Origin of the sequence: Sphingomonas sp. CFBP 13706, assembly GCF_014842355.1 — a bacterium.
In the GTDB taxonomy this organism is placed as follows: Bacteria; Pseudomonadota; Alphaproteobacteria; order Sphingomonadales; family Sphingomonadaceae; genus Sphingomonas; species Sphingomonas aerolata.
In genome coordinates this window covers 1-18,953 of the sequence record NZ_JACYVM010000010.1, presented here as the reverse complement: position 1 = coordinate 18,953, position 18,953 = coordinate 1, and the positions used below count along the sequence as shown (strand labels likewise).

General features: G+C 60.4%; 21 protein-coding genes. 7 read left to right on the top strand and 14 right to left on the bottom strand.

Annotation, left to right across the window (positions count from 1 at the left end; genetic code table 11):
- Positions 1-43 precede the first annotated feature (43 nt).
- Positions 44-910: a hypothetical protein gene (locus IFS44_RS16100; RefSeq protein ID WP_244650366.1), complete on the top strand. Its 867-nt coding sequence runs from the start codon at positions 44-46 to the stop codon at positions 908-910.
- A gap of 27 nt (positions 911-937) precedes the next feature.
- On the top strand, positions 938-1,363 hold the full coding sequence (locus IFS44_RS16095) for an ion channel (protein WP_192099209.1): 426 nt from the start codon (positions 938-940) through the stop codon (positions 1,361-1,363).
- Between the two features lies 1 nt (position 1,364).
- Here IFS44_RS16095 and IFS44_RS16090 read toward each other — a convergent pair whose 3' ends face one another.
- Entirely contained in the window at positions 1,365-1,784 is a 420-nt protein-coding gene (locus tag IFS44_RS16090; protein WP_192099208.1) for a hemerythrin domain-containing protein, read from the bottom strand.
- Positions 1,785-1,912: 128 nt separating this feature from the next.
- Here IFS44_RS16090 and IFS44_RS16085 point away from each other — a divergent pair, with 128 nt between their 5' ends.
- From IFS44_RS16085 to IFS44_RS16075, 3 genes are all read left to right on the top strand, one after another.
- Positions 1,913-2,632, top strand: coding sequence for a hypothetical protein (locus IFS44_RS16085; protein WP_192099207.1), 720 nt, complete (start codon positions 1,913-1,915; stop codon positions 2,630-2,632).
- 158 nt (positions 2,633-2,790) lie between these two features.
- Positions 2,791-3,405: a carbonic anhydrase gene (locus IFS44_RS16080; protein ID WP_197977916.1), complete on the top strand. Its 615-nt coding sequence runs from the start codon at positions 2,791-2,793 to the stop codon at positions 3,403-3,405.
- An 81-nt stretch (positions 3,406-3,486) separates the two neighbouring features.
- A complete protein-coding gene (locus tag IFS44_RS16075) occupies positions 3,487-4,437 on the top strand; it encodes an endonuclease/exonuclease/phosphatase family protein (protein ID WP_206757850.1) in 951 nt (316 codons plus the stop codon).
- Positions 4,438-5,198: 761 nt separating this feature from the next.
- Here IFS44_RS16075 and IFS44_RS16070 read toward each other — a convergent pair.
- The 7 genes from IFS44_RS16070 to IFS44_RS22940 all read right to left on the bottom strand — a co-directional run bounded on the left by IFS44_RS16070 (position 5,199) and on the right by IFS44_RS22940 (position 12,713).
- The gene (locus IFS44_RS16070; protein WP_192099204.1) at positions 5,199-6,176 is read right to left on the bottom strand and encodes a bifunctional methionine sulfoxide reductase B/A protein; all 978 of its coding nucleotides are present in this window, start codon (positions 6,174-6,176) and stop codon (positions 5,199-5,201) included.
- Between the two features lie 364 nt (positions 6,177-6,540).
- On the bottom strand, positions 6,541-6,834 hold the full coding sequence (locus IFS44_RS16065) for a hypothetical protein (RefSeq protein ID WP_192099203.1): 294 nt from the start codon (positions 6,832-6,834) through the stop codon (positions 6,541-6,543).
- Positions 6,835-6,868: 34 nt separating this feature from the next.
- Positions 6,869-8,272, bottom strand: coding sequence for a hypothetical protein (locus IFS44_RS16060; RefSeq protein WP_192099202.1), 1,404 nt, complete (start codon positions 8,270-8,272; stop codon positions 6,869-6,871).
- A gap of 194 nt (positions 8,273-8,466) precedes the next feature.
- On the bottom strand, positions 8,467-9,918 hold the full coding sequence (locus IFS44_RS16055) for a serine hydrolase domain-containing protein (RefSeq protein WP_192099201.1): 1,452 nt from the start codon (positions 9,916-9,918) through the stop codon (positions 8,467-8,469).
- Positions 9,919-10,098: 180 nt separating this feature from the next.
- Positions 10,099-10,584, bottom strand: coding sequence for a hypothetical protein (locus IFS44_RS16050; protein ID WP_192099200.1), 486 nt, complete (start codon positions 10,582-10,584; stop codon positions 10,099-10,101).
- Positions 10,585-10,635: 51 nt separating this feature from the next.
- Positions 10,636-11,916 carry a DUF1176 domain-containing protein gene (locus tag IFS44_RS16045; protein WP_192099199.1) on the bottom strand — a complete coding sequence of 427 codons (1,281 nt, stop codon included), beginning with the start codon at positions 11,914-11,916 and terminating at the stop codon, positions 10,636-10,638.
- A gap of 299 nt (positions 11,917-12,215) precedes the next feature.
- Complete coding sequence (locus IFS44_RS22940) at positions 12,216-12,713, bottom strand: GNAT family N-acetyltransferase (protein WP_192099198.1); 498 nt, start codon at positions 12,711-12,713, stop codon at positions 12,216-12,218.
- Positions 12,714-13,418: 705 nt separating this feature from the next.
- Between IFS44_RS22940 and IFS44_RS16035 the strand changes: the two genes are divergently transcribed.
- The gene (locus IFS44_RS16035; protein ID WP_192099197.1) at positions 13,419-14,408 is read left to right on the top strand and encodes a hypothetical protein; all 990 of its coding nucleotides are present in this window, start codon (positions 13,419-13,421) and stop codon (positions 14,406-14,408) included.
- A 322-nt stretch (positions 14,409-14,730) separates the two neighbouring features.
- Here the strand turns inward: IFS44_RS16035 and IFS44_RS16030 are convergent, their stop codons facing one another.
- Positions 14,731-15,951 (bottom strand): MBL fold metallo-hydrolase, encoded by a 1,221-nt coding sequence (locus tag IFS44_RS16030; RefSeq protein WP_192099196.1) that lies wholly within the window; start codon positions 15,949-15,951, stop codon positions 14,731-14,733.
- A 287-nt stretch (positions 15,952-16,238) separates the two neighbouring features.
- Between IFS44_RS16030 and IFS44_RS16025 the strand changes: the two genes are divergently transcribed.
- Complete coding sequence (locus IFS44_RS16025) at positions 16,239-16,424, top strand: hypothetical protein (RefSeq protein WP_192099195.1); 186 nt, start codon at positions 16,239-16,241, stop codon at positions 16,422-16,424.
- Positions 16,425-16,506: 82 nt separating this feature from the next.
- Here IFS44_RS16025 and IFS44_RS16020 read toward each other — a convergent pair whose 3' ends face one another.
- The 5 genes from IFS44_RS16020 to IFS44_RS16000 all read right to left on the bottom strand — a co-directional run bounded on the left by IFS44_RS16020 (position 16,507) and on the right by IFS44_RS16000 (position 18,773).
- Complete coding sequence (locus IFS44_RS16020) at positions 16,507-16,797, bottom strand: DUF1488 family protein (RefSeq protein WP_192099194.1); 291 nt, start codon at positions 16,795-16,797, stop codon at positions 16,507-16,509.
- A gap of 5 nt (positions 16,798-16,802) precedes the next feature.
- Positions 16,803-17,090, bottom strand: a complete 288-nt coding sequence (locus tag IFS44_RS16015) for a hypothetical protein (RefSeq protein ID WP_192099193.1) — start codon at positions 17,088-17,090, stop codon at positions 16,803-16,805.
- A 28-nt stretch (positions 17,091-17,118) separates the two neighbouring features.
- Complete coding sequence (locus tag IFS44_RS16010) at positions 17,119-17,790, bottom strand: SOS response-associated peptidase (RefSeq protein ID WP_342366450.1); 672 nt, start codon at positions 17,788-17,790, stop codon at positions 17,119-17,121.
- Between the two features lie 52 nt (positions 17,791-17,842).
- Positions 17,843-18,112 carry an HU family DNA-binding protein gene (locus tag IFS44_RS16005; RefSeq protein ID WP_192099191.1) on the bottom strand — a complete coding sequence of 90 codons (270 nt, stop codon included), beginning with the start codon at positions 18,110-18,112 and terminating at the stop codon, positions 17,843-17,845.
- 214 nt (positions 18,113-18,326) lie between these two features.
- A complete protein-coding gene (locus IFS44_RS16000) occupies positions 18,327-18,773 on the bottom strand; it encodes a hypothetical protein (protein ID WP_192099190.1) in 447 nt (148 codons plus the stop codon).
- Positions 18,774-18,953: the final 180 nt, after the last annotated feature.

The window sequence follows — 18,953 nt, the reverse complement described above, 5'->3', positions numbered from 1 at the left end:
CATTCCGCCGAAAAAGCGGCGGAGCACGAACAGGGAGACTGTCATGCCAATCATGAAGAGCTCGACTGCACTTACCGCCCTACTGTTGGCGGCAACCTCTGTCCCGACGATCGCTAACGCCCAGTCGACAGGTCTTGAAGACATGGTCGGCGCACGCGCAGGTCAGGCGGAGGCTGAGTTGCAGCGGCGCGGCTATGTCAACACAGGGGGGCAGCAAGGTGACGATCGTAGCTACACAAACTGGTGGAACGCTGCGCGCCGCCAGTGCGTGACGATCGCGACGATGGACGGTCGCTACAATTCGATCCAGCCAACCACGGCACCCGATTGTCGGCAGTCGGCTAGTACGCGCCCGAACCCGAACTATCAGGGGCAGCCCGCCCGCCGCCCCCGCCCGGGCTATGAGCCCGATCCTGGCTACGGCCAGCCGCCTTACCGTCCAGGGGGCAATCAACCGGGGTATCCGGCCGGTGGGCTGGTGGTCGACGGCCGGAACGTCGATCTCGGCCTCGTCTGCTTCGGTGATGGGTCCAAGACGGGCATCGCAAGCGGTACGACGTGGACCTGGAACCGTGACCGAGATCGCTATGAGTATGGCACCTACAACACCACGAGGACCGAGGTGTTCGACGCTTCGCTAATGGTCCAGACGTGGGATGGCGGCGGTCGCATCCGCCTGCCGCGGTCGCTGATCCCGCCGATCAACTCGCGTGGTAACAGCGGTTGGTGGGACCTGTACGACATGTCCGTAAGCCCCGACGTCATCCGCGCGACCTATCGCCTGAATGGCCTCAACAAACCCCGCATCGTGATCGATCGGCGGAGCGGCAAGATCACGGTGCAGGGAACTGCGAGCTATGGTTTCCGCGGCACCTGCGACATGATCGGTCATGAGCCGCGCAGGTTCTAGGCGGCAGACTGGCTGGTACCAAAGACGATGCTGATCGAACTCGTTCTGTCGATGGCACTCGTCGTGACGACGGCCGTGTTCCACGGTCTTGGCCTGCTGACGATCGGGCGCTCACTGCGAGCGCTCGATCGTGGTGCTGTCGACGTGGAGCTCAATCCCCTGTCGAAGACCGGGGCTGCCTATACCAGTTTCGTTGTCCTCGGGCTGCTGGCGCTCGCCGGCATTGAGATCTGGTTCTATGCCATCGTCTATCTCGCCATCGGTGCGACGGCGACGTTGGCCGCCTCTGTGTACTTTTCTACCATCACCTACGCAGCGATCGGCTTTTCGGACGCGTCACTGGCTGCACCGTGGCGCCTGGTCGGCGCGATCGAGGGCATCAACGGCGTGCTTTTGCTGGGCTGGTCCGTTGCCTTCCTGGTCGGGGAGTTGCAGCGCGTGCGACACCGCTAGCCTAGCGGCCGGTTTCCTGCCCGATGAGTGGATATAGTTCCTGCTCTTCGAGCTTGATGCGCTGGGCGAGCGCTGCCAGCAGCAGACGGGTCTCTTTCACAAACGCAGGCCACTCAGACACGACCCGATTGCTCGACCATATCGCGAGATAGTCCCGAAACCGCTGATCGAGATCACCCATCTCGCGCTCGAAAAGGCCGGCTAGGTGAGCAACCCTGCCGTTGGCATGGGCTTTCAGCGCAGGGTAAACATGCTGGTCCTCATGCGCCAGATGAATGGCGAGGCGATAGCCCAGCTGCCATTTGGCTTTGGCGAGCGCCTCAAGGTCCGGCGCTGAAGCATCAACGACAGCGCCGAGCGCGCGAGCGCTTTCCTCCAGTGCACCATGCTGATCACCCAACATCTTGCGATCGATGCGCATCACAATCATCCATCTACTGCGCCACCCGCCGTGGCCTGGCAGTCATATCGAGAGCCTCAACGCCAACGTCTTGTCATCCAACGGGTGCCCGACGCAAAGTGCTGCGATCTGTTGCGAAAGGTCACGCCATGAACCGCCGACGCCACCCTCCCTCGACACGGTCATACCGGGCCGCGGTCAAGGCGATCGTCTCGGCGGTACAGCGGCGCCACGACCTCAACGACGTCGAACTCGCGGATCGTCTGGGTTGCTCTGCCAGCACGGTGAGAAACGCCAAGCATGAGCACGCCAATCTGGATGCCGTGACGCTGGCCAGTATGGAGCACCGGTTCGGGCCGGGCACCCTGGACCCGTTCCTTGCGCTGGGCGGGTCTCGCGCAGCGCCACTGGCCGACAGACTGCCCGATATCGATCCGGTGCTCGACATCGTGGCGGCACTTCACCGGCTGATAGCGGCGCAACATTCCAGCAGCGAGCACGGCTACCTGATCACGTCGCAGGAGCTGCTGGCGATCCTGCATGAACTGCGGGACGCCCGTATTGCCTTCGACACGCTGATAGCGCTCGCGGAGCCGGGTCTGGCAACTGCGCCGCCAGCGACGCAGAAATGGTTCAGAGATACCTTCGCGACGCCTCATAAGGCGCCTGCCCCAGATCGCCAATCTGCGCAACCTCGCCCAAGCGCCATCGACCAGCCACCAAATGGTTTCGAAAACGACGCTCTCGAGATGACGATCGAACAGTTGGCAAACCGGTACGGGGTCTCGATGGAGCAGGTTGAACTGTGGATGCGTGCGACGGACGAGACAATAGCCTCCGGTCTCGCTCGAATTGAGCAGGCCCCTTAACCCTACGGAAGGCTATCACCCCAATTCTTTCGGGCGTATCTAGTCGTAGGGCAATGGAGTTGATCATGACATCGCACGGGGGTGCTCCACCAGTTTCTCGGCGGTCCATTCTAGCCGCGTCGCTAGCCGGTCTCGGCGCTGCCGCTTCGACGTCTGTCATGGCCCAATCGACCGTACCCAAGCCCCAGAACGTGGTCAGTCCGACCGGGGCGCTCGAAATCCTCCGCGCCGGCAACCGGCGCTACGTCGAGGGTACGACGAAGCGCCATGACTTTGCGCATGAGCGGGCTGCGCTTCAATCGGGTCAGAACCCGTTCGCCGCGATCCTGAGCTGTGCGGACTCGCGTATTGCGCCCGAATACGCGTTCGACAGCGCGCGAGGCGATCTGTTCGTCGTCCGGGTCGCTGGCAACTTCCTCTCCGAGGATGGCCTTGCGAGCCTGGAATACGCCGTGACCGTTCTCTCAACTCCGCTGATACTGGTGCTGGGTCATGAAGCGTGCGGCGCCGTCAGCGCCGCGATCAAATCCATTACCCATGGAGATGTCCTGCCGGGCCATCTTCCGAGCATCGTCGAAGCCATGCGACCTGCAGTCGATGAATCGAAAAGCATGCCGGACATACTGGCGCAAACAACGCAGGCGAACGTGCGACTGACCGTTGAAAAGATCGCCCGATCCAGCCAGATCATCGCTGACATCGTCGAGCAGGGCAGGGTAGCAGTTCGGGGTGGTCTGTACCGCCTGGGTACCGGCCAGGTCGATTTTTTCTAGGCGGACCCTGCGATGATATCCCGGTTAATGGCATGTGCGCTCGGACTGCTAGTGCTCATCGACCCTGCGCCAGGTCAGGCCTTGCGACAGATCGCAGCAGGTCCGGTGCCGTCGAGCCCGGCCCATGCGTCACCCGATGGGATCGACCTCAAGGTTCTGATCTACAATATCGAGGGATTGCAATGGCCTGCCCGGAAAGGCCGGGCGAAACACCTTCGGGAAATTGGTGAGATTTTACGCAACTTGCGGGAACGGGGCGAGGCACCGGATATCGTCTTGTTCCAGGAAGCGTTTTCACCAGCTGCCAAGCGGGCCGTAGCGCGTACCGGCTATCCGGTCATCGTCCGCGGTCCATCGCGAAAGGCGCGAAGCGTCTACTCGATCGGCACAAAACTGCCCGATCGCGCCCGCCCGGCCAAAGGCGAGTTGGGCGTCAAACTGATGTCTTCAGGGCTCATCATCGCCAGCCGTCTACCTATCGTCGAGATCATCTCGGATGCATACTCCCGGCGAAGCTGCGCAGGCTTCGACTGCCTTGCGAACAAGGGAGTCGTACTGGCGCGTATAAAGCTACCCGGGGCCCCTGAGCCGATCGACATCGCCAATACTCATATGAACGCGCGTGGCGCGTCGAAGGTATCGCCTGAACGCCATCTGGCTTCGCATCGGGCGCAGACACAGGAACTCGCCCAATTCCTGCAAAATCATCATAATCCTAGCAATGCCCTGATACTTGCCGGTGATTTCAACATGGCCAGGTCAGCGGATCGCTTCTCCTCTTTTCGCGCGCACCACCCGATGCAGCTCGTTCACGAATATTGTCGTGAACGGTCAACATGCGCTGTAAAGACGTCATGGGACGGAGACGCCCCGTGGATGGACACACAGGATCTACAATTCTTCTCATCTGGAGCCCGTGTGAGAATCGCGCCCATTGGCGTCCGCGCGATGTTCGATGGCTCGCCGGGTAGTCCTCGGCTGTCTGATCATGACGGCTTTGAAGTTATCTATCGGCTTACATGGTCTCGCTAAAGGTCGCGACCCCGCGTTGTGAAAAACCGGTCTTGTGGTCACGAGCCGTTGATAATTGCGCGCGATGGTCAGCGATCCAGCCGTCCCCACTCATGTAAGGAGAATGAAAAGCGGTCCCGCCGGCGACGATATTCGTACATGAACAAACGGCCGAAGTCGGGAAGACCGGGTGAGCCCGCGAGTGTCTGCTTGTGGGTCAAGCGAGAGTTCTAGGGGATTGAGGCGCGCCAATGTTCGGCGCTCGTTGATTGCACGGTGCAGCGCGGCTCAGCGCGGGCAGAGGTCGTAGAGGCGCTGTCGCTGGGCTCGGTTCATCTGCTCGCGCCGGCCCCACGCTCGGGCGCATTCATCGGCACGTAAGAGAGTATCCTTCTGCCCCCGTTTACGGGCTCGGGCTCTATCAACATGACCCTCCATCGTGCCTTGGATCAACGCACCTTGCGCAACGGTCCCGAGATCGATGGCCGGTGCTAGATCCTGAGCAGCAACTGGCACAGCAAGCGCCATCCCGATTGCGACCGCAGCAGAGTGCCAGAGTTTCATCTCGTTCCCCGTGATCGTTGGCGGCAGCAACCATGCCAGCTCTGCTGTACAAACGGCTGAACCAATCCGGCGGATCCAAATCCGCTGGTCGGCATAAACAACAGCGTCTTTGTTAGCGAAATGAACGATTGGCCGAAGTTGGAGGCGACAAAAAGCGAGCAAATGTCGTTTTGTTAGTCCCTTCCGCCACGCTGAGGCTGGTTCAGATCAGCCTACAGTCAGACCGCGGCGGTCTCGCTCCCGACAGCAGGCGTACGTCGTAACAGCTTCCACTTTGGCCGGACGAAGTGACAGGTGTATCCGTTTGGTCTGCGCTCGAGATAATCTTGATGTTCCGGCTCGGCCTCCCAGAAGTCGCCTGCCGGGGACAGCTCGGTCACGACCTTGCCCGGCCAAAGCCCCGACGCATCGACGTCCGCGATAGTCTCCTCGGCGACGGCCTTCTGCACGTCGTCTGTGTAGAAGATTGCCGAGCGGTAGCTTGCGCCGCGGTCGTTGCCCTGCCGGTTGACCGTCGTCGGGTCGTGGATCTGAAAGAAGAACTCTAGCAACGTGCGGAAGTTCGTGCGGGCGGGGTCGAAGACGATCTCGATCGCCTCGGCGTGGTCGCCGTGGTTGCGGTACGTCGCGTTTGGCACCTCGCCGCCCGAATAGCCAACGCGCGTCGAGACGACGCCCGGCCGCTTGCGGATCAGGTCCTGCATTCCCCAGAAGCAGCCGCCGGCCAGCACTGCACGCTGCGTGGTCGCGGGCGGCTCCTCAATCTGGTCAAGATACCCCCCATAGCCCTGCGCCGCCATGTCGGCCCGTGCCACGAAGCGAAGCGCCGCCGAGTTGATGCAGTAGCGCAAGCCACCGCGGTCTCGCGGTCCATCCTTGAAGACGTGGCCGAGATGGCTGTCGCCCTGCGCGGAGCGCACTTCCGTGCGCGGGATGAGCATCGACCAGTCGCGCGTTGCCTTTACGTTGGCGGCATCGATGGGTTTGGTAAAGCTCGGCCATCCGCAGCCGGCCTCATACTTGTCGGTGCTGGCGAACAGCGGTTCGCCCGAGACGATGTCGACATAGATGCCCGCCTCCTTGTTCTTCAGCAGCGTGCCGGTGCCGGGACGCTCGGTTCCGTTCTGTTGAGTAACACGGAACTGCTCGGGTGTGAGGGCGGCGATGGCCTCTACGGTCTTGGCATAGCTGGTCATGATCGACCGGATGTGGTGCGCCGTCCCGTTGATGTCGAGGTGTCGGACGGCCGCAGCCGCGCATCGACGCTAGGCGAGAAACTGTAGGAGCTCGCGCTCGGAAGTGATGGCACTGTCAAACCTTATGCACCGCTGATTACCTGCTTGGTTAGGGCGCCAGCAAGCGTGCTCGATGTCCCTCTATGATCACGTAAATTTTCGCGCCCGTTCTCGCCCATCAGCGGTTTGGCAGACCCGCAAACGTTAATGCGAACCAATTCCTGGTTAATCTGACAGTACCCCTCGGAGTGTTCTCGATCGTCAATTCTTATGAGAACGCGCCAGCCGTGTTCTCTCGAGATGCCTCAGTCGCTCGAAACGGGTGTTAAGGGAGAATGGCCGTGAAAATCATTAAGCTGATCAAGGCAACCAGCAGGGTAGACCTCACTGCCAGATTCTTAAAAAAGGGCGTGGCCGCTCCGATTGATAAGCTGATCAATCCAACTGCTATGAAAATTAGTTTAAGAAACGCACGAGACATTCCCTCCGCCGGCTCGCTACCAGAAACAAAACCATCTAAATCATAAGAAAACCAGAGTTGGACGACAATAATGCAAATGCTGACGTAAATAGCATAAGCGCAGAGTTTCGCACTCATGCCTTGATGATGGATGGGCATCTGCCTCGTCCCCGTTATCGGGTGATTAACCTCGTTAGATCGCATCAGCGGACAGCGTCAGCTTATTTTCGTTCCGAGAATATGGTACACCGGTCTGCTCGAATAGCGTCTCTATCGCACTGGCGGGGTCAGCGACTCCTACGAATAGCATGGATTTGATGATACCTCCTGCTTTGCCATTTCCGGACACCGCATCGAAGTGGGTTAACCAGTCCGCGCTTCCCAGAAGCCGATCAGACTTGTGTTCATCCAGCAACGGTCGGATGAAGTCTAGGTAATCTCGACCTCCTTTACGTTTCTGAGCACTGCCTGCCGCAAGTGCGAACGTCGCGCCACAGGCATAGAAGGCACGGTTCTCGTGCCGTTCGCCAGCGCTGATGACCGGCTTGGTCGCGAACTTGATGCAATCCTGAACTGCATGCTGAAGCTCGGCTAACGCATAGCCATGATCCGTCGCGGCCAAGAGCGTGAATGCTATCATCTCTGCACCGCCTTCTGTGATCCAGGCTTCGGACGGCTTTCGATAGGCGACCCCGGACGTACCCAGCCAAAAATGCGCCATTTCGTGTGCGATGAACCACCGTGTCCGCTGCGCAGCACGTTCATTACTATCGAGCAGGCCCTCACCTTCGAAATTAAACACGATCTGGCCGGGGCGGACACCACCGTCGTTGATAACCTTTCCTGGCGTTGGACCACGCCAGCCCATCAACAGCAGTGGCAGACGAGGATCGGTGCGGCTACCAAGCCTTGAAGCGTATGCCTCGGCGACGTTTGGCGCGAAGCCTGCGACCTCAACCTTCAGCCATTCCGGCAGCGCCGGGTCGGCCAACATCGCCACGCCAGCCCTCTCCTCGACCTTGCTCGAACCGAAAACGACGTACGTCTCGCCCCCAGTCAAGACGGGATTGCTTTGTCGCCGCCCCTGAGCGAAGACCGGACCGCTGACATCGTGAAAGCGCACCGCAGTGTGCGATCCTCCCAAATCTTGGACTGACAATCCGGCTTCCTTGATGCCGATCGCGTTCAGATCGTCGCTGGGGACCACGTCAAACTGATCTGAATACAGGGCGGTCGCACCGTTGCTGAAGGCAATGGCTGGATCGTACTCCCGGTCGAGCGTGGCGTTGGTCGGCGTGAATACGATACGGACTTTCAGCGGTACAAAGGTGCCATTGGTTGGGACCAGGACGTCATACGAACCACGACGTTCAATGCGGGCGCCGGGCGTCACGACGCGCCACGCGCGCTCCCGCCAAGGCTTTTGAGTAGCCGATACAGGTTGTGAAACCGGAAAAAGCCATGCGCCGCTTTTCTTATTCAGGCGATACTCCAGCTGCCATTCGTTGCCGCTGCGGGTGACGATCGCCAAGGCAGGTTTAGACGGAGCTTTCGTTATTGCGGCCTGAGCCAATAGCGCGATAACCAATGTCAGCATATTTGATCCCCCAGTCTCAGGTCAGATCAACGGCGATCCTGACTGTATATGCGATGAACCGAGAACCCGGCATCGCCATCCCAAGCGCCCCGCTGCCATTCTCGGCGGTGCACTTGGCGTTCAGTTGCTTGCAATGGATCGCGATCCGGAGGTTCGATCTATCTCCGCACACGCTGATCCATGCGCGCCTGGTCTTAAGGCTTGATATCCGTATCCTTCGCGAACGGCCATTCGAACGATCCCATGACGAACTGGCCAGTGATCTTGGGCTCGCGTCGACCCACACGCAGCAACAAGTCGGTCGATAAAATGAAGTAGGTATCCGGCGCCGATGCATAAAGCGGCTCGCTGACGCCATCCTTGAGCGAGATAGCCAAGCCCGAGCCGTCCCCGGTGATCGAGAACGAGCCAAGTTCAGGAATTGCGTAGTCGCCGATTAGTTGAGCGCGGGTTGCAGCCGGGATCGGTATACTTGCGCGCTCGATGCTGTGGTAGCTAGGCCAGCCATAGGCGGCAGCCACGCTACGGGTGATCTCCGATCCCAGCTCGCCACCTTGAGCACCGTTCGTCATTACGGCCACCCCGTCGCCCGAGCCGGTATAGGCAACCAGGAAGTTCTCGTATCCCTCGTTGCTGCCGCCATGCGCGAAAGCGCGATCGGCAGGTGTCGGGTGGACCTCAAGGCCGAGGCCCCACCCCCCTTTGCCGGGTGTCAGCATTTCCGTCGCCACCGGTTGTTCGAGAATGGTGTGCTTCTTGCCGCGCGCACTGTCGCGCACCGCGATCGCGTAGCGCAGCAAATCGGTTGGCGTGCTCCAGAGACCAGCGGCGGCCAGCTCCGGATAGGTGTGTGGTCCACCGGGTACAGGCTTGCCCGCTCCGTCATGTGGCCATGCGGCGGTCGTTAGAGATACGGCATCGAGCGGCTGGGCGAAGATGCTGCGCATCATGCCCGCGGGATGAAGCACTTCGTCTCGCAAAACGTGCGCGAACGGCCTGCCCGTCACATCGCCAATCAGTTTCTGGATGACCGTGTAGCCACCGCCAGAGTAGCGCCAGATCGTCCCCGGTTTGGTATCTACGACGACCGGTTTGGTGTTTGCAGGTACGCGTCCGGCAAGCACGTCGTCTACGCTCGGCACGACGACCCCTGAAGCGTAGCCGGGAAAGCCGTGGACGGTGGTTCCCGCCGTATGCGACAGCAATTCGCGTAACGTGACGTGTTCACCGGGTGGGGTCGGTAGCTTCCATCCCCTGAGCTGTACGTTGACATCGCCGTCGAGCGTCAAGCGTTGCTGCTGTACGAGACGCAATGCAGCCAGCGCCGTGATCGCCTTGCTGATCGAGCCGGCCTGAAAGAGTGTGACTGGCGTTATCGGTGTCCCACCCGCTCGTGTCACCCCGTAACCCTTAGACCAGTCTACGACGCCGCCATGCAGTACGGCGACACTGACTCCAGGCACGTTCAACCGGCGCATTTCCGCTTCAATCGTGCGGCGCGGGGCTGGCATACCCGAAAGCACGACGGCCGGCGTTAGTCCGCGCTCAACCGCAGCAATCTTCGAAGGCGTAGGAAGAGCCTGTTGGGCTGCTGCGGGGAGAGGCAACAAGGCCATGATGTACGCCACTCGTATCAACGTGCTCATTAGTCTCGCTCCGCGTGTATTACCTATGCAATACACGTGGTATTATCGTGTAGCAAGGCACCTGTCGTTCTCAGTTGCCTTTCACATCGTTATGCGTGGGTTCCCGTTTCACCATCGCACTGGGAAAGCGCACTGATCGTGTCGAGCGGGTGTTCATCTGCGGGAAAAGGCGACCGGGCATCAGCCTCCTCCCATTAGCAGTAACTTTGCCCGATCGGTCAGCGCGATATGATCGGGCAACAACGCCAATGTCTGTGCCGCCAGCATGGTGCTGCCCACGTTGGCATCGAAGGTGAAAAGGCTGTCACGGAAAGCGAAGCTCAGGTTCACCGTTGCTCCGACGCTTTGCACATCGACCTGAATGATGTCACCCCAGCCCCGGAAACGCAGCATTGCGATCCGATAGGTGATGCCATCGGATTGGATGACGAGGCGGGGGTTGAGATTGTTGCTCGCGAACCCGATCCACGGGAGGCCCCGCAACCCACTGAAGGTGGCGATCAGCGGCACGATCTTCCCACCGTTACCATCGTTGATGATCGGCAATGGCGTGATCGATGGTCGGCCGGAGCGTAGCCAGCGCCATATGAGCCACGGCAGGCCGCCGAGAAACAGCAACGTTTCGACCATGAACTTTTGCGCCGGCTCACTCATCCAGTTCACCACATCCCGTTCCTGCCATCTGCCGGCAGAGCGGCGCCAGAGACCGGAACAGGATCAGCGCCGCGTACGATAGAGCACCGGCCAGTCCCCCGGCATCGTACCGCCGCAGCGCGCCTGCCACTGGAACGCAGAGACGCGAAAGGCCTTTCCATCGAACGTCCATTCCGTGGCGCTGCCACAATCGGCGATGCCCCGTCCCTTGACGAACTCGCGGAAAATGCGGGTGTCGGGATCGTAGCCGCCCTCGATATATTCCCCGACGCTATCGCCGTCGGCCGGCGGGGCTGCCGGGGGATCGGGCAGCTTCAGCACCATCGCCGCGGCCGGCCGATCACGGGGCGTGCGAAATACCAGCACGGAGGTTTGATAGGCGTACCGGCTGCAACCCAGCACGACGATCGCGTCCGATGTCGTCAGCGGATAGGCGGCATCTTCACCATCCGGCTCGCGATCGCATTCATGGGCCGCGAAAATGCCGGAGTGGAGCTTCCGCACTGCCGCGGCCAGCGCCTTCGGGTTCCTCAGCGCCGGGGCAGTCGGCCCCGCCCGAACGACCGGAAGCGGAGCCGGGGGCGGCGTTGCGCTGGCCGGGGCCGGACCGGGACGCATCAGCGCACTGGCATTACCGACCCGGCCCTGCGCCTCATCCATCGCCAGCAGGACTGCCGCCAGTCCCCGTAGCGAGAGATGACCCGTGCCGGTTGAAGCCAGCACGAGCCGCGGCGCGGCGATGATGGCGCGGATGAAACGACGCGCCGGATCACCCGAAAGCTTCGCATCCTGCCCATCGTCGCTTAGCCGCCACGGCAGGAGGGAGAGTGGCGCTGCGCCGGATGCGTGAAATCCTGCTGGGTCCAGCCGGCGTTCGGCCCATGTCCAGACCGTGATCGCGCCGCTCGGCCCGGCCTTCCGGACGATGTCGAAGCCGATATTTTCCGGCTCGACCTCTGCGCGCTCCCGGGTCGAGTCGGGTGCGTACCGCGCCAGGCAGTCGCGCGTGTTATCGCAGGCGATCAGCCAGTCGCCGATTTCGCGATAGACCGGGCGGACGGTCTGCGCCGTCGCGGTGCCGGAGCAAGCAGCCACCAGCGCGATCGCAGTCGCTGCGAGATGGTGTGAAACCCTCCTCATCCGATCTGCTATGGATTGCATGGCTCCCCGCCTAGCCAATGGTGTTCGGGCATGAGAAGCTTTCTCGATTGACCATCCTTTCTCGTAAAAGCCAGCAGCTGCCCGATATCGGCTATCGCCAAACGCCCTCCCGAAAGCCGCCGGTCCGCTTTCCTTCCCGATTACGACATTCGCGAGCGGATAGCCCGGCTTCAAATCGGTCATTCGCAAAGCTGAACCAGCGGCGGAAGTTGGGAAGCGAGGGGAGGGGCGGGAGCGTCCGATTGTGGGTCAGCGACCAGAACGGCATTCGTTCAGTTTGCTTGATGACAGACCGCGCCCTCAAGCTGCCGCCTACGGCGGACGAGCTGGAACTGCTGATCGTCTGCGTTCGGCCGCCGCGCGCCGACCTCTCCGGTACCTGCCCGCGGTGGTCGCGACCATCGCATCCCGCCCCCCGGCAAGGACGCCTCCCGAGTTGACTCTGTTGCACGCGCCACGCTCAAGACGGCGCGCTCGTCGCGCTATTTCCCCGCGGGCGTGTCCCAGCGGAACGGGGCAGACTCCGTCCAGACGCGGATGTCGAACTCAAGATTGTCGGGTGGTATAACCTGCCCCTCCCTGCCTTCGACGAAGCTTCTCCAAAAAGCGCGGCTACTGCCCGCCATCTGGACGTGAAGAGTATCGACCCCGCATCGCCGCGCCTCGTCGACCGCGTGGTCGATCAGGCGCGTCGCGAGTCGGGATCGTCGCTCCGATCGGCTCACGAAAAGCTTGAGGAGCTCAACGTCGTGCTGGAGAAACAGGGACAAAGTCCCGCATCCGACCGGCACGCCATCTCGTCGCGCAACGACGAACACGGTGTCTTGGTGGCCGCCAAGGCCGGATACGCCGACATCGCAGCGCTGGTTCTCGAGATTGATCTCGCCCTCGAGGTTCACCAGCCCTGCCCGGTCGCGTTGTAGGGTGAAGGTCAACGATATCGTCGTCGGCCTATCAGCTCGCGTCAGCGAAAGCACCATGCGCCTGCTGGGCGTGAGCGGAGCCTCTAACGCCGGCCTATCCCGTGTGGGTAGAACTAGTCTGCGCGCCTGGCGCCGCGACGATCGCTCCGCTGCCTAGCCGGTCCGAGGCCGGCAATGTAAGCCGGGCACGACGATCCCTTTTGGGAAAGCTGACGGCGGACCGGGTAGGGTCGAGGCCCAGCATCTTTCATGCGGGCAACATGAACGAATGGCAGAAGGTCGGTAGCCGAAAACAGACAGCAAACAACCGCAAGTTGGGTCTCGTACGTAACGAAGCGTGGTGTTGTCGAAAGCGCAAAGTTGGGGATAATGGTGGCAAATGGCTTGCGGTACGCTGAACGTCTGGAGGGGGCTAACCATTGCAGCAGGTGACGAGCAGCACCGGTTGTACAAAGCAGCGGCGGTGAACGCCAAATTTTAGAAACGCTGCCGTTCCTGCGATCGGCTCGCTAACACGTAAGGGGGGGAATGGCTGTGGAATCGAAAACGGTCGAGCGATCTGGTCGCGGCGGCGCCAACTTCACTAAGGCCACACGCGATAGTCTTGCGCGAGAAGTGGCCAATCACTGCGCGTTTCCCGGCTGCCCGATCCCATGCTTCGGACCGTCCCACGAGTCACCAGGCTCCGTGTCGGATACAGGGATTGGCTGCCACATCGTCGCTGCCGCTGACGGTCCGGCTGCTCGGCGAGTTGATCCGACAATGTCCGACGAAGTTCGTCGATCGCCGGAAAATGGGATTTGGTGCTGCACGCATCACGGCAAGCTGATCGACGCTGACGACGCGACCTACACAGTAGGGGCACTTCGCGCGTGGAAGGCGTTGGCGATCCGCCGTGCACAGCTGTCGCAAATGCTGGCCCGGCCGGCTTTGCTCAGCCACGACGACCCCGATCTCAACGCTCTCGCGCCGATGGGGCTCGAAGTCCGGAAACTCGCTAGCTCTCGCGCAAGGATCCGTGAGCTCTTCATAGAGTCCGGTGCGTTTCTGTCCTGGGGTGACAACGTCGCTACCGCTGCGCGTGATTTGGCAATTGAGATTGTCAGCAATGCCCTCCGCCATGGTCAAGCAACAGCCGCTACGATAACCGTCGAGGCTCGGCGCTTCGTAGTACAAGACGACGGTGTAGAATTTGATTGCCGCGCCTTGTCAGAACGTGCCGACGGACATGGCGGAGCAGCAGCCGTTCGCGAGATTGAGCAGCGCTTCTCCGGAAGACTGCTGATTAATCATCGGCACGGTCCTGCGGGCAACCGAACGACAATAGCGGCAGTAAAATCTCGGGTCGATCTTATGATGTTGACCCACTGTTTCATTGACGCCGAGTTCGTTTCATGGGGCAACGAAGCGATTGATTCAGAACTCACTCGTGTTGCGGACTGCGACTCGGTTTTTATCATGCCTCCAGAGGGGGTTACCTACAGTGACCGAGGAGACATTTTGAGGGCTTGTGCTGCGGTAGCAGCGTGCGGCAAACGTCCCGTCATCGTTATGCCGACGGATACATCCGACGGGGTCGCCAGAATGATTAAAGGATTCATGAAATCATTTGGCGACTACGATGCCCTCGAAGTCTCAGATGATGAGTCTAGGTACCATCGGTCAGAAATTGTCAACCTGCTTGACCTGCGGCGCATTGAAACTGACCGCTTGCGAGGCACAGATGATGAAATCTCTTACAGACGTTTTTGAGACTACTATATCAAGTAAATATTTTATTGTTTGTACTTATTTGTCAAAGTTGGCCCAGGCAAATGTCACTGATCGATGGCGGGAGGAGTTTGTATTTTGGCTATCCGATAAACAGTCTGACAAAGATAGTTCAGTTGCATAGCGTAGGCGTCGACTATGGAAACATGCGACCAGTCCAAGCCGCCTTTTGATTCCATCGCAGCTCGTCGAGGTGTCCAACGGACATTAACAAATGTCCGGAGTTGAGGAGCGCTTATCACCGGCTGAATGTCGCTTTCTGGGTCGTTCCTGGTATCGCGATCTTACTGAACATCACTCCGCTTCACCCCGCATAAAAATACATGCGGACACTCGTCGCTGCCTGTTCGGTGACCCGCACCAAACGGTCGCCGGCGCTCATCGCGACATTAGCTCCGGGGTGCTTCTTGCCCACCGCCTTGACCTGCGCGGTCAGCGTCGCATTGGCGCAAAGCTGTTGCAGCGCACCGTTCGAATTGTGGTCCGAGCCGTGGTGCGGCAGCGCCAGTACCCGAACCGAATCAAGGAAGATGGCGTAACAATCCTCCCAGTCGGCAAGATCCGCCGACGCGAAGAGCTCCGCGTCACCCGTGTTGAGCCACCCCGGCTCTGCACTGCCGGCGTCGAAGTCGGAGGCATGCTCGACATGCCAATGCGCTGTCATCGGTTCATCGACTATTGGCACGCTGAGCACCGACAGCGAGGCACGGTTGGACGATCCGAGATGTGTCTTGAACAAATGGCGGAGGTCCGCGCGGCCAGCGGGCGTACGGGCGTGGTTTGCAACGGCATAAGCGAGATCGCCAAGCCCGGGCCGACCTTGGGTTTTCACCGACGCGCCCACGAGTGCCTGCACCGCGTCGATCAGCCCATCATTTGAAGCATCGGTGATCGGCGCGCGATAGGGTTTGAAACGAATTCCCGCCCCACCCCGCGATACGGTGAGATCGCTGTCGCTCTCGATGACTTGGACCGCGGACTCGTGCGCGACGCCGGCGGGCGCCCAGCACGGCGCCTTGAGATCACGGGGCGCGGGGTTACATCTCGTCTCCCAGCCTCTGCCTTTGTCAGGTGGAGTCTCGGGGCCTCCAATGTCCTCGCGGCCCGGGCCACTACCGCGAACGAAGGTAACCCGCCGGGCGCCGCGCGACAGAAAATAAACCGCCGGATCGACGGCAAGCTCGACGAGCTTGCGATCGAGCGCGCCGCGGCCCGCCTCTTCTAGCAACTGCAATATAATTTCATGCTCGTTGAGGTAGGGCACCATTACATTGTCGACCACGGCACCCGCCATCAGCGTATCAAGCCCGCTGACATGATCAGTGTCGAAATGCGAGATAAAGAGCCAGTCGACCGGGCGGGTATTGTTGTCGAGCCAATCCCTCAGATAGGCGTCGAACTTGGCGGTCCGCTTCGCTCCACAATCGAAGATCCACTGAAAGGATGGCGAATCAAAGGTGGACATCACGCCGGTATGAAAGCCGCCGTGTCCCACAGGGTGCTGCTCCCACCGCACATTGATCATAACGGTGCCCCCCATTCCCTACTGACGGTATCGGCGAGGACACGTGCCACCTCAAGGCCTGCGGCGATTTTTGGCGCGTTTCTGAATGAATGTCCGGAGTCTGGAAGCGCAGGGAGGACGCTAATTGTCTGCCTTTGGGTCATTCGGCTATCGATCATCTATAGGTACACCATGATCAAGTTCACCAGGAACGGTAACGAGCCCTCGCGGGCGGGTGTCGAGCATCATCCACCGGTTCGCAACCGATAGGTTTCTCGGATCGTTCGGTTTGTTGAAGGAGAGCAACAATGATGACCGCCCCACAAGCCGAAGAGCCCGGTTTTGAAGCCGACGTCAACGAACTACCGGACGACAACAACGGGCCAGAAAATACCCTTGAGGATAAACCAGTCGCCGACAAACAAGAGCCAAACGATCCTGAGGAAGCGCAAAAGGAAGGCGCGGAGGAGCGAGAAGAGGGCGGCTTATACTGAAATAGGCATGGAGACGACGTGAGTCCGGATCGTAACTCGCTCCGGATTACTGAACCAGTTGAATCGCGAACGTGCCTTGACGCTAAAGCGCCACGTCTGAAGTCGTCAGCAGGATCGGTGGCTCACCACCTAAACGTTTCACAAATTCGCGCTGGGCGATGCGGTGAATGTCGCTTTCGAACTCGATGAAGACCTCGACCGCAGTTTCCGGATCAATTCCTTCCAGCTCCGGGTTCAGCATTTCGGCCAACGCTTCGCTGGTGATCAGAAACTCGACGGGACCAAAGACGGTGGTGCCGGTAAAGCCAATGCTATCACGCTCCGCCACCCAATATCCGTCACCGCGCTCGAAACGGACGCTGGATTTCACCATAGTGATTACTCCTCTACTGTTGGAGTGGACGGCAAATGCTCGGCTAAGGCTGCAATAGCTTCGCCAGTGAACGTCGTACTGAAAACCCCTTCGAGCTGAACGGCATGATCCGTGGTCAAGGTTGCCGCTTCTTTATGCTCAGGGTCCAGCCTAACCCAATCCCGCACGGCTCGCTCGAGGTTCGTCACTTCGGCGATATCGGTGTCGCCGCGGGGTACGTTTCCCAACGACGCGCTCATTCGCCAGTTGATGTCCGGGGTCTTGGCACTTTCGCCCCATGTCGCTTCTGTCATTGTCAGTCACCTTTCGGGGGTTCAACAGCTAGAATAGCACAGGTGATCGGGCATCCTCCGCGTCCGCCGATGCCATGCCCTCAACGCGCATTAACTGCGATGGGTAGGGCGCGACCAAGTCCTTCAGTTCGTCCCAGGGCGCTGCCAGCCAAAGATCGTAATCGTCATCGTGCAAGATGACCGGCATGGCCTTGGGGTGGATAGGTGCCACGATCGCGTTCGGATCGGTCGTCAGGAAGCCATAGGCGTTGCCGCGCTCGGTCGGACGCCAGATGCCAGCAAAGGCGAAGATTGGGCGGCTGGGCACGTCAAACCAGTGCAACGGCTTCTTGCCGTCTTCGCCAGGTGCCAATCCATATTCAGAAAAGGCGGTGACCGGGACCAGGCAGCGTCGCGCCGGTGTCGTCAGCATAGATCGCCAAAAGCTGGAGTTCAGGTTCCGCACGTTCGTCACGTACTTGGTAAGTTTGACTGAGGGGTTGCGCGCACTCGGCACCTGCGTCGGCACGCCCCATTCCATCCGCTCGAGCTTCCGCTCCGCGCCGTCCTGCACGATCACCTTGCCGTAGAATGGGGTCTTCTTGCCGGTCGGGAAGATGTCACCAACGGGGTATTCCTCGTCTTTTTCATAAGGAGGGCGGATACCGAAGGTGACCGCAAGGTCTACCTCCTTTGCGGTCATACGATACCGGTTGCACACGAGCCTGTTCCTCAGGTTGGCGCCGACGAGACCGCTCGCCGGCGCACACGTCTTACATCTTGTCCTTCAGCCCCTTGGCGGCCGTGAACGCAACCTTTTTGGAAGCTGCAATCGTGATCGCCTCACCGGTGCCGGGGTTACGGCCTTCGCGCTCCGGGCGGTCCTTGACGGTGAACTTTCCGAACCCTGGAATCGAAACCTCCTCACCCTTTACGGCTGCGGCCGCGATGTGGTCGAACACGGCGGTGATCGCCTTCTTTGCATCGGCTTCGTTCGAACCGGTCGCTTCGGCGACGCCCTTGGCCAGGTCACTTATGTTCATGCTATTCGTTCTCCATTGGAAACACCGGCGGGACCTTAGCCATGGCGAACGACGAGACAAAGACCGTACTGGACGACATGAGCGTCGCGGCGGTCCGCCTCATGCTGGATACGCTCGCGGATCATGGTGTCGCCGACGTCGAATAAGTGATCGCAGGGCAGGGGCCGATCGCCGACCTGGCAACCGGAGCGATGCGCGCCCGAAACATCGATCTCTAGCGGCTGGCAACACGTTCGCGCGTGACGCGAGGATCCTCGTAAAGATCGCGGATCGCACGGAGCCGAAAGACATTCCACCAGCGCTGCCAGCGATGCTCGGCTGCATCATGGATCATGTGGCAGCGCTGACATAGCGCCTTGAGGTTCGAAGACGCGCTGTTGCCCGGATCGTGATCGAGGTGCGCGCAGGCCAGGACCACATAGGTCACCCGAACCGACGCCAGCGCGAACCCGGCCTTCATCGAAATACGTTTGCCGCGGTTCGACCGCCAGCACTGGATATCGGCATCCCACCAGCGTCCGTCGCCGAGATGGACCACACGGCGCAGATGTGGTCGGCCGCATCCCTCGCACTTGGCACCGGCGCGATCGAACCGGACCGTCTGCGACAGCTGCCGCCAATCGATCGGGTAGAGCCAGCGGTTCTCGGGGCGGATTGGCATGACGATTCTATGAGTCACCGAACCGCCAAACGAAAGCGAATAATTCGCCCTTTGTTGCCGCTTCGTATTTTTTTCGTTCCCCTCCGTGCGCCGAGGGGAAAGGCAGGGCACCTGCCCGGATCGGTAAGCGTCCGGGCTGGGCCGCTGCGATCGAAAGCAGCCCTTCCGCAGCCGCCCAAT

Excerpts from the sequence above, each read along its gene's own strand:
- IFS44_RS16100 (WP_244650366.1), top strand. The coding sequence starts at position 44 with ATGCCAATCATGAAGAGCTCGACTGCACTTACCGCCCTACTGTTGGCG.
- IFS44_RS16095 (WP_192099209.1), top strand. The coding sequence starts at position 938 with ATGCTGATCGAACTCGTTCTGTCGATGGCACTCGTCGTGACGACGGCC.
- IFS44_RS16090 (WP_192099208.1), bottom strand. The coding sequence starts at position 1,784 with ATGCGCATCGATCGCAAGATGTTGGGTGATCAGCATGGTGCACTGGAG.
- IFS44_RS16085 (WP_192099207.1), top strand. The coding sequence starts at position 1,913 with ATGAACCGCCGACGCCACCCTCCCTCGACACGGTCATACCGGGCCGCG.
- IFS44_RS16080 (WP_197977916.1), top strand. The coding sequence starts at position 2,791 with ATGGCCCAATCGACCGTACCCAAGCCCCAGAACGTGGTCAGTCCGACC.
- IFS44_RS16070 (WP_192099204.1), bottom strand. The coding sequence starts at position 6,176 with ATGACCAGCTATGCCAAGACCGTAGAGGCCATCGCCGCCCTCACACCC.
- IFS44_RS16065 (WP_192099203.1), bottom strand. The coding sequence starts at position 6,834 with ATGCCCATCCATCATCAAGGCATGAGTGCGAAACTCTGCGCTTATGCT.
- IFS44_RS16060 (WP_192099202.1), bottom strand. The coding sequence starts at position 8,272 with ATGCTGACATTGGTTATCGCGCTATTGGCTCAGGCCGCAATAACGAAA.
- IFS44_RS16055 (WP_192099201.1), bottom strand. The coding sequence starts at position 9,918 with ATGAGCACGTTGATACGAGTGGCGTACATCATGGCCTTGTTGCCTCTC.
- IFS44_RS16045 (WP_192099199.1), bottom strand. The coding sequence starts at position 11,916 with ATGACCGATTTGAAGCCGGGCTATCCGCTCGCGAATGTCGTAATCGGG.
- IFS44_RS22940 (WP_192099198.1), bottom strand. The coding sequence starts at position 12,713 with ATGGTGCTTTCGCTGACGCGAGCTGATAGGCCGACGACGATATCGTTG.
- IFS44_RS16035 (WP_192099197.1), top strand. The coding sequence starts at position 13,419 with ATGTCCGACGAAGTTCGTCGATCGCCGGAAAATGGGATTTGGTGCTGC.
- IFS44_RS16030 (WP_192099196.1), bottom strand. The coding sequence starts at position 15,951 with ATGATCAATGTGCGGTGGGAGCAGCACCCTGTGGGACACGGCGGCTTT.
- IFS44_RS16025 (WP_192099195.1), top strand. The coding sequence starts at position 16,239 with ATGATGACCGCCCCACAAGCCGAAGAGCCCGGTTTTGAAGCCGACGTC.
- IFS44_RS16020 (WP_192099194.1), bottom strand. The coding sequence starts at position 16,797 with ATGGTGAAATCCAGCGTCCGTTTCGAGCGCGGTGACGGATATTGGGTG.
- IFS44_RS16015 (WP_192099193.1), bottom strand. The coding sequence starts at position 17,090 with ATGACAGAAGCGACATGGGGCGAAAGTGCCAAGACCCCGGACATCAAC.
- IFS44_RS16005 (WP_192099191.1), bottom strand. The coding sequence starts at position 18,112 with ATGAACATAAGTGACCTGGCCAAGGGCGTCGCCGAAGCGACCGGTTCG.
- IFS44_RS16000 (WP_192099190.1), bottom strand. The coding sequence starts at position 18,773 with ATGCCAATCCGCCCCGAGAACCGCTGGCTCTACCCGATCGATTGGCGG.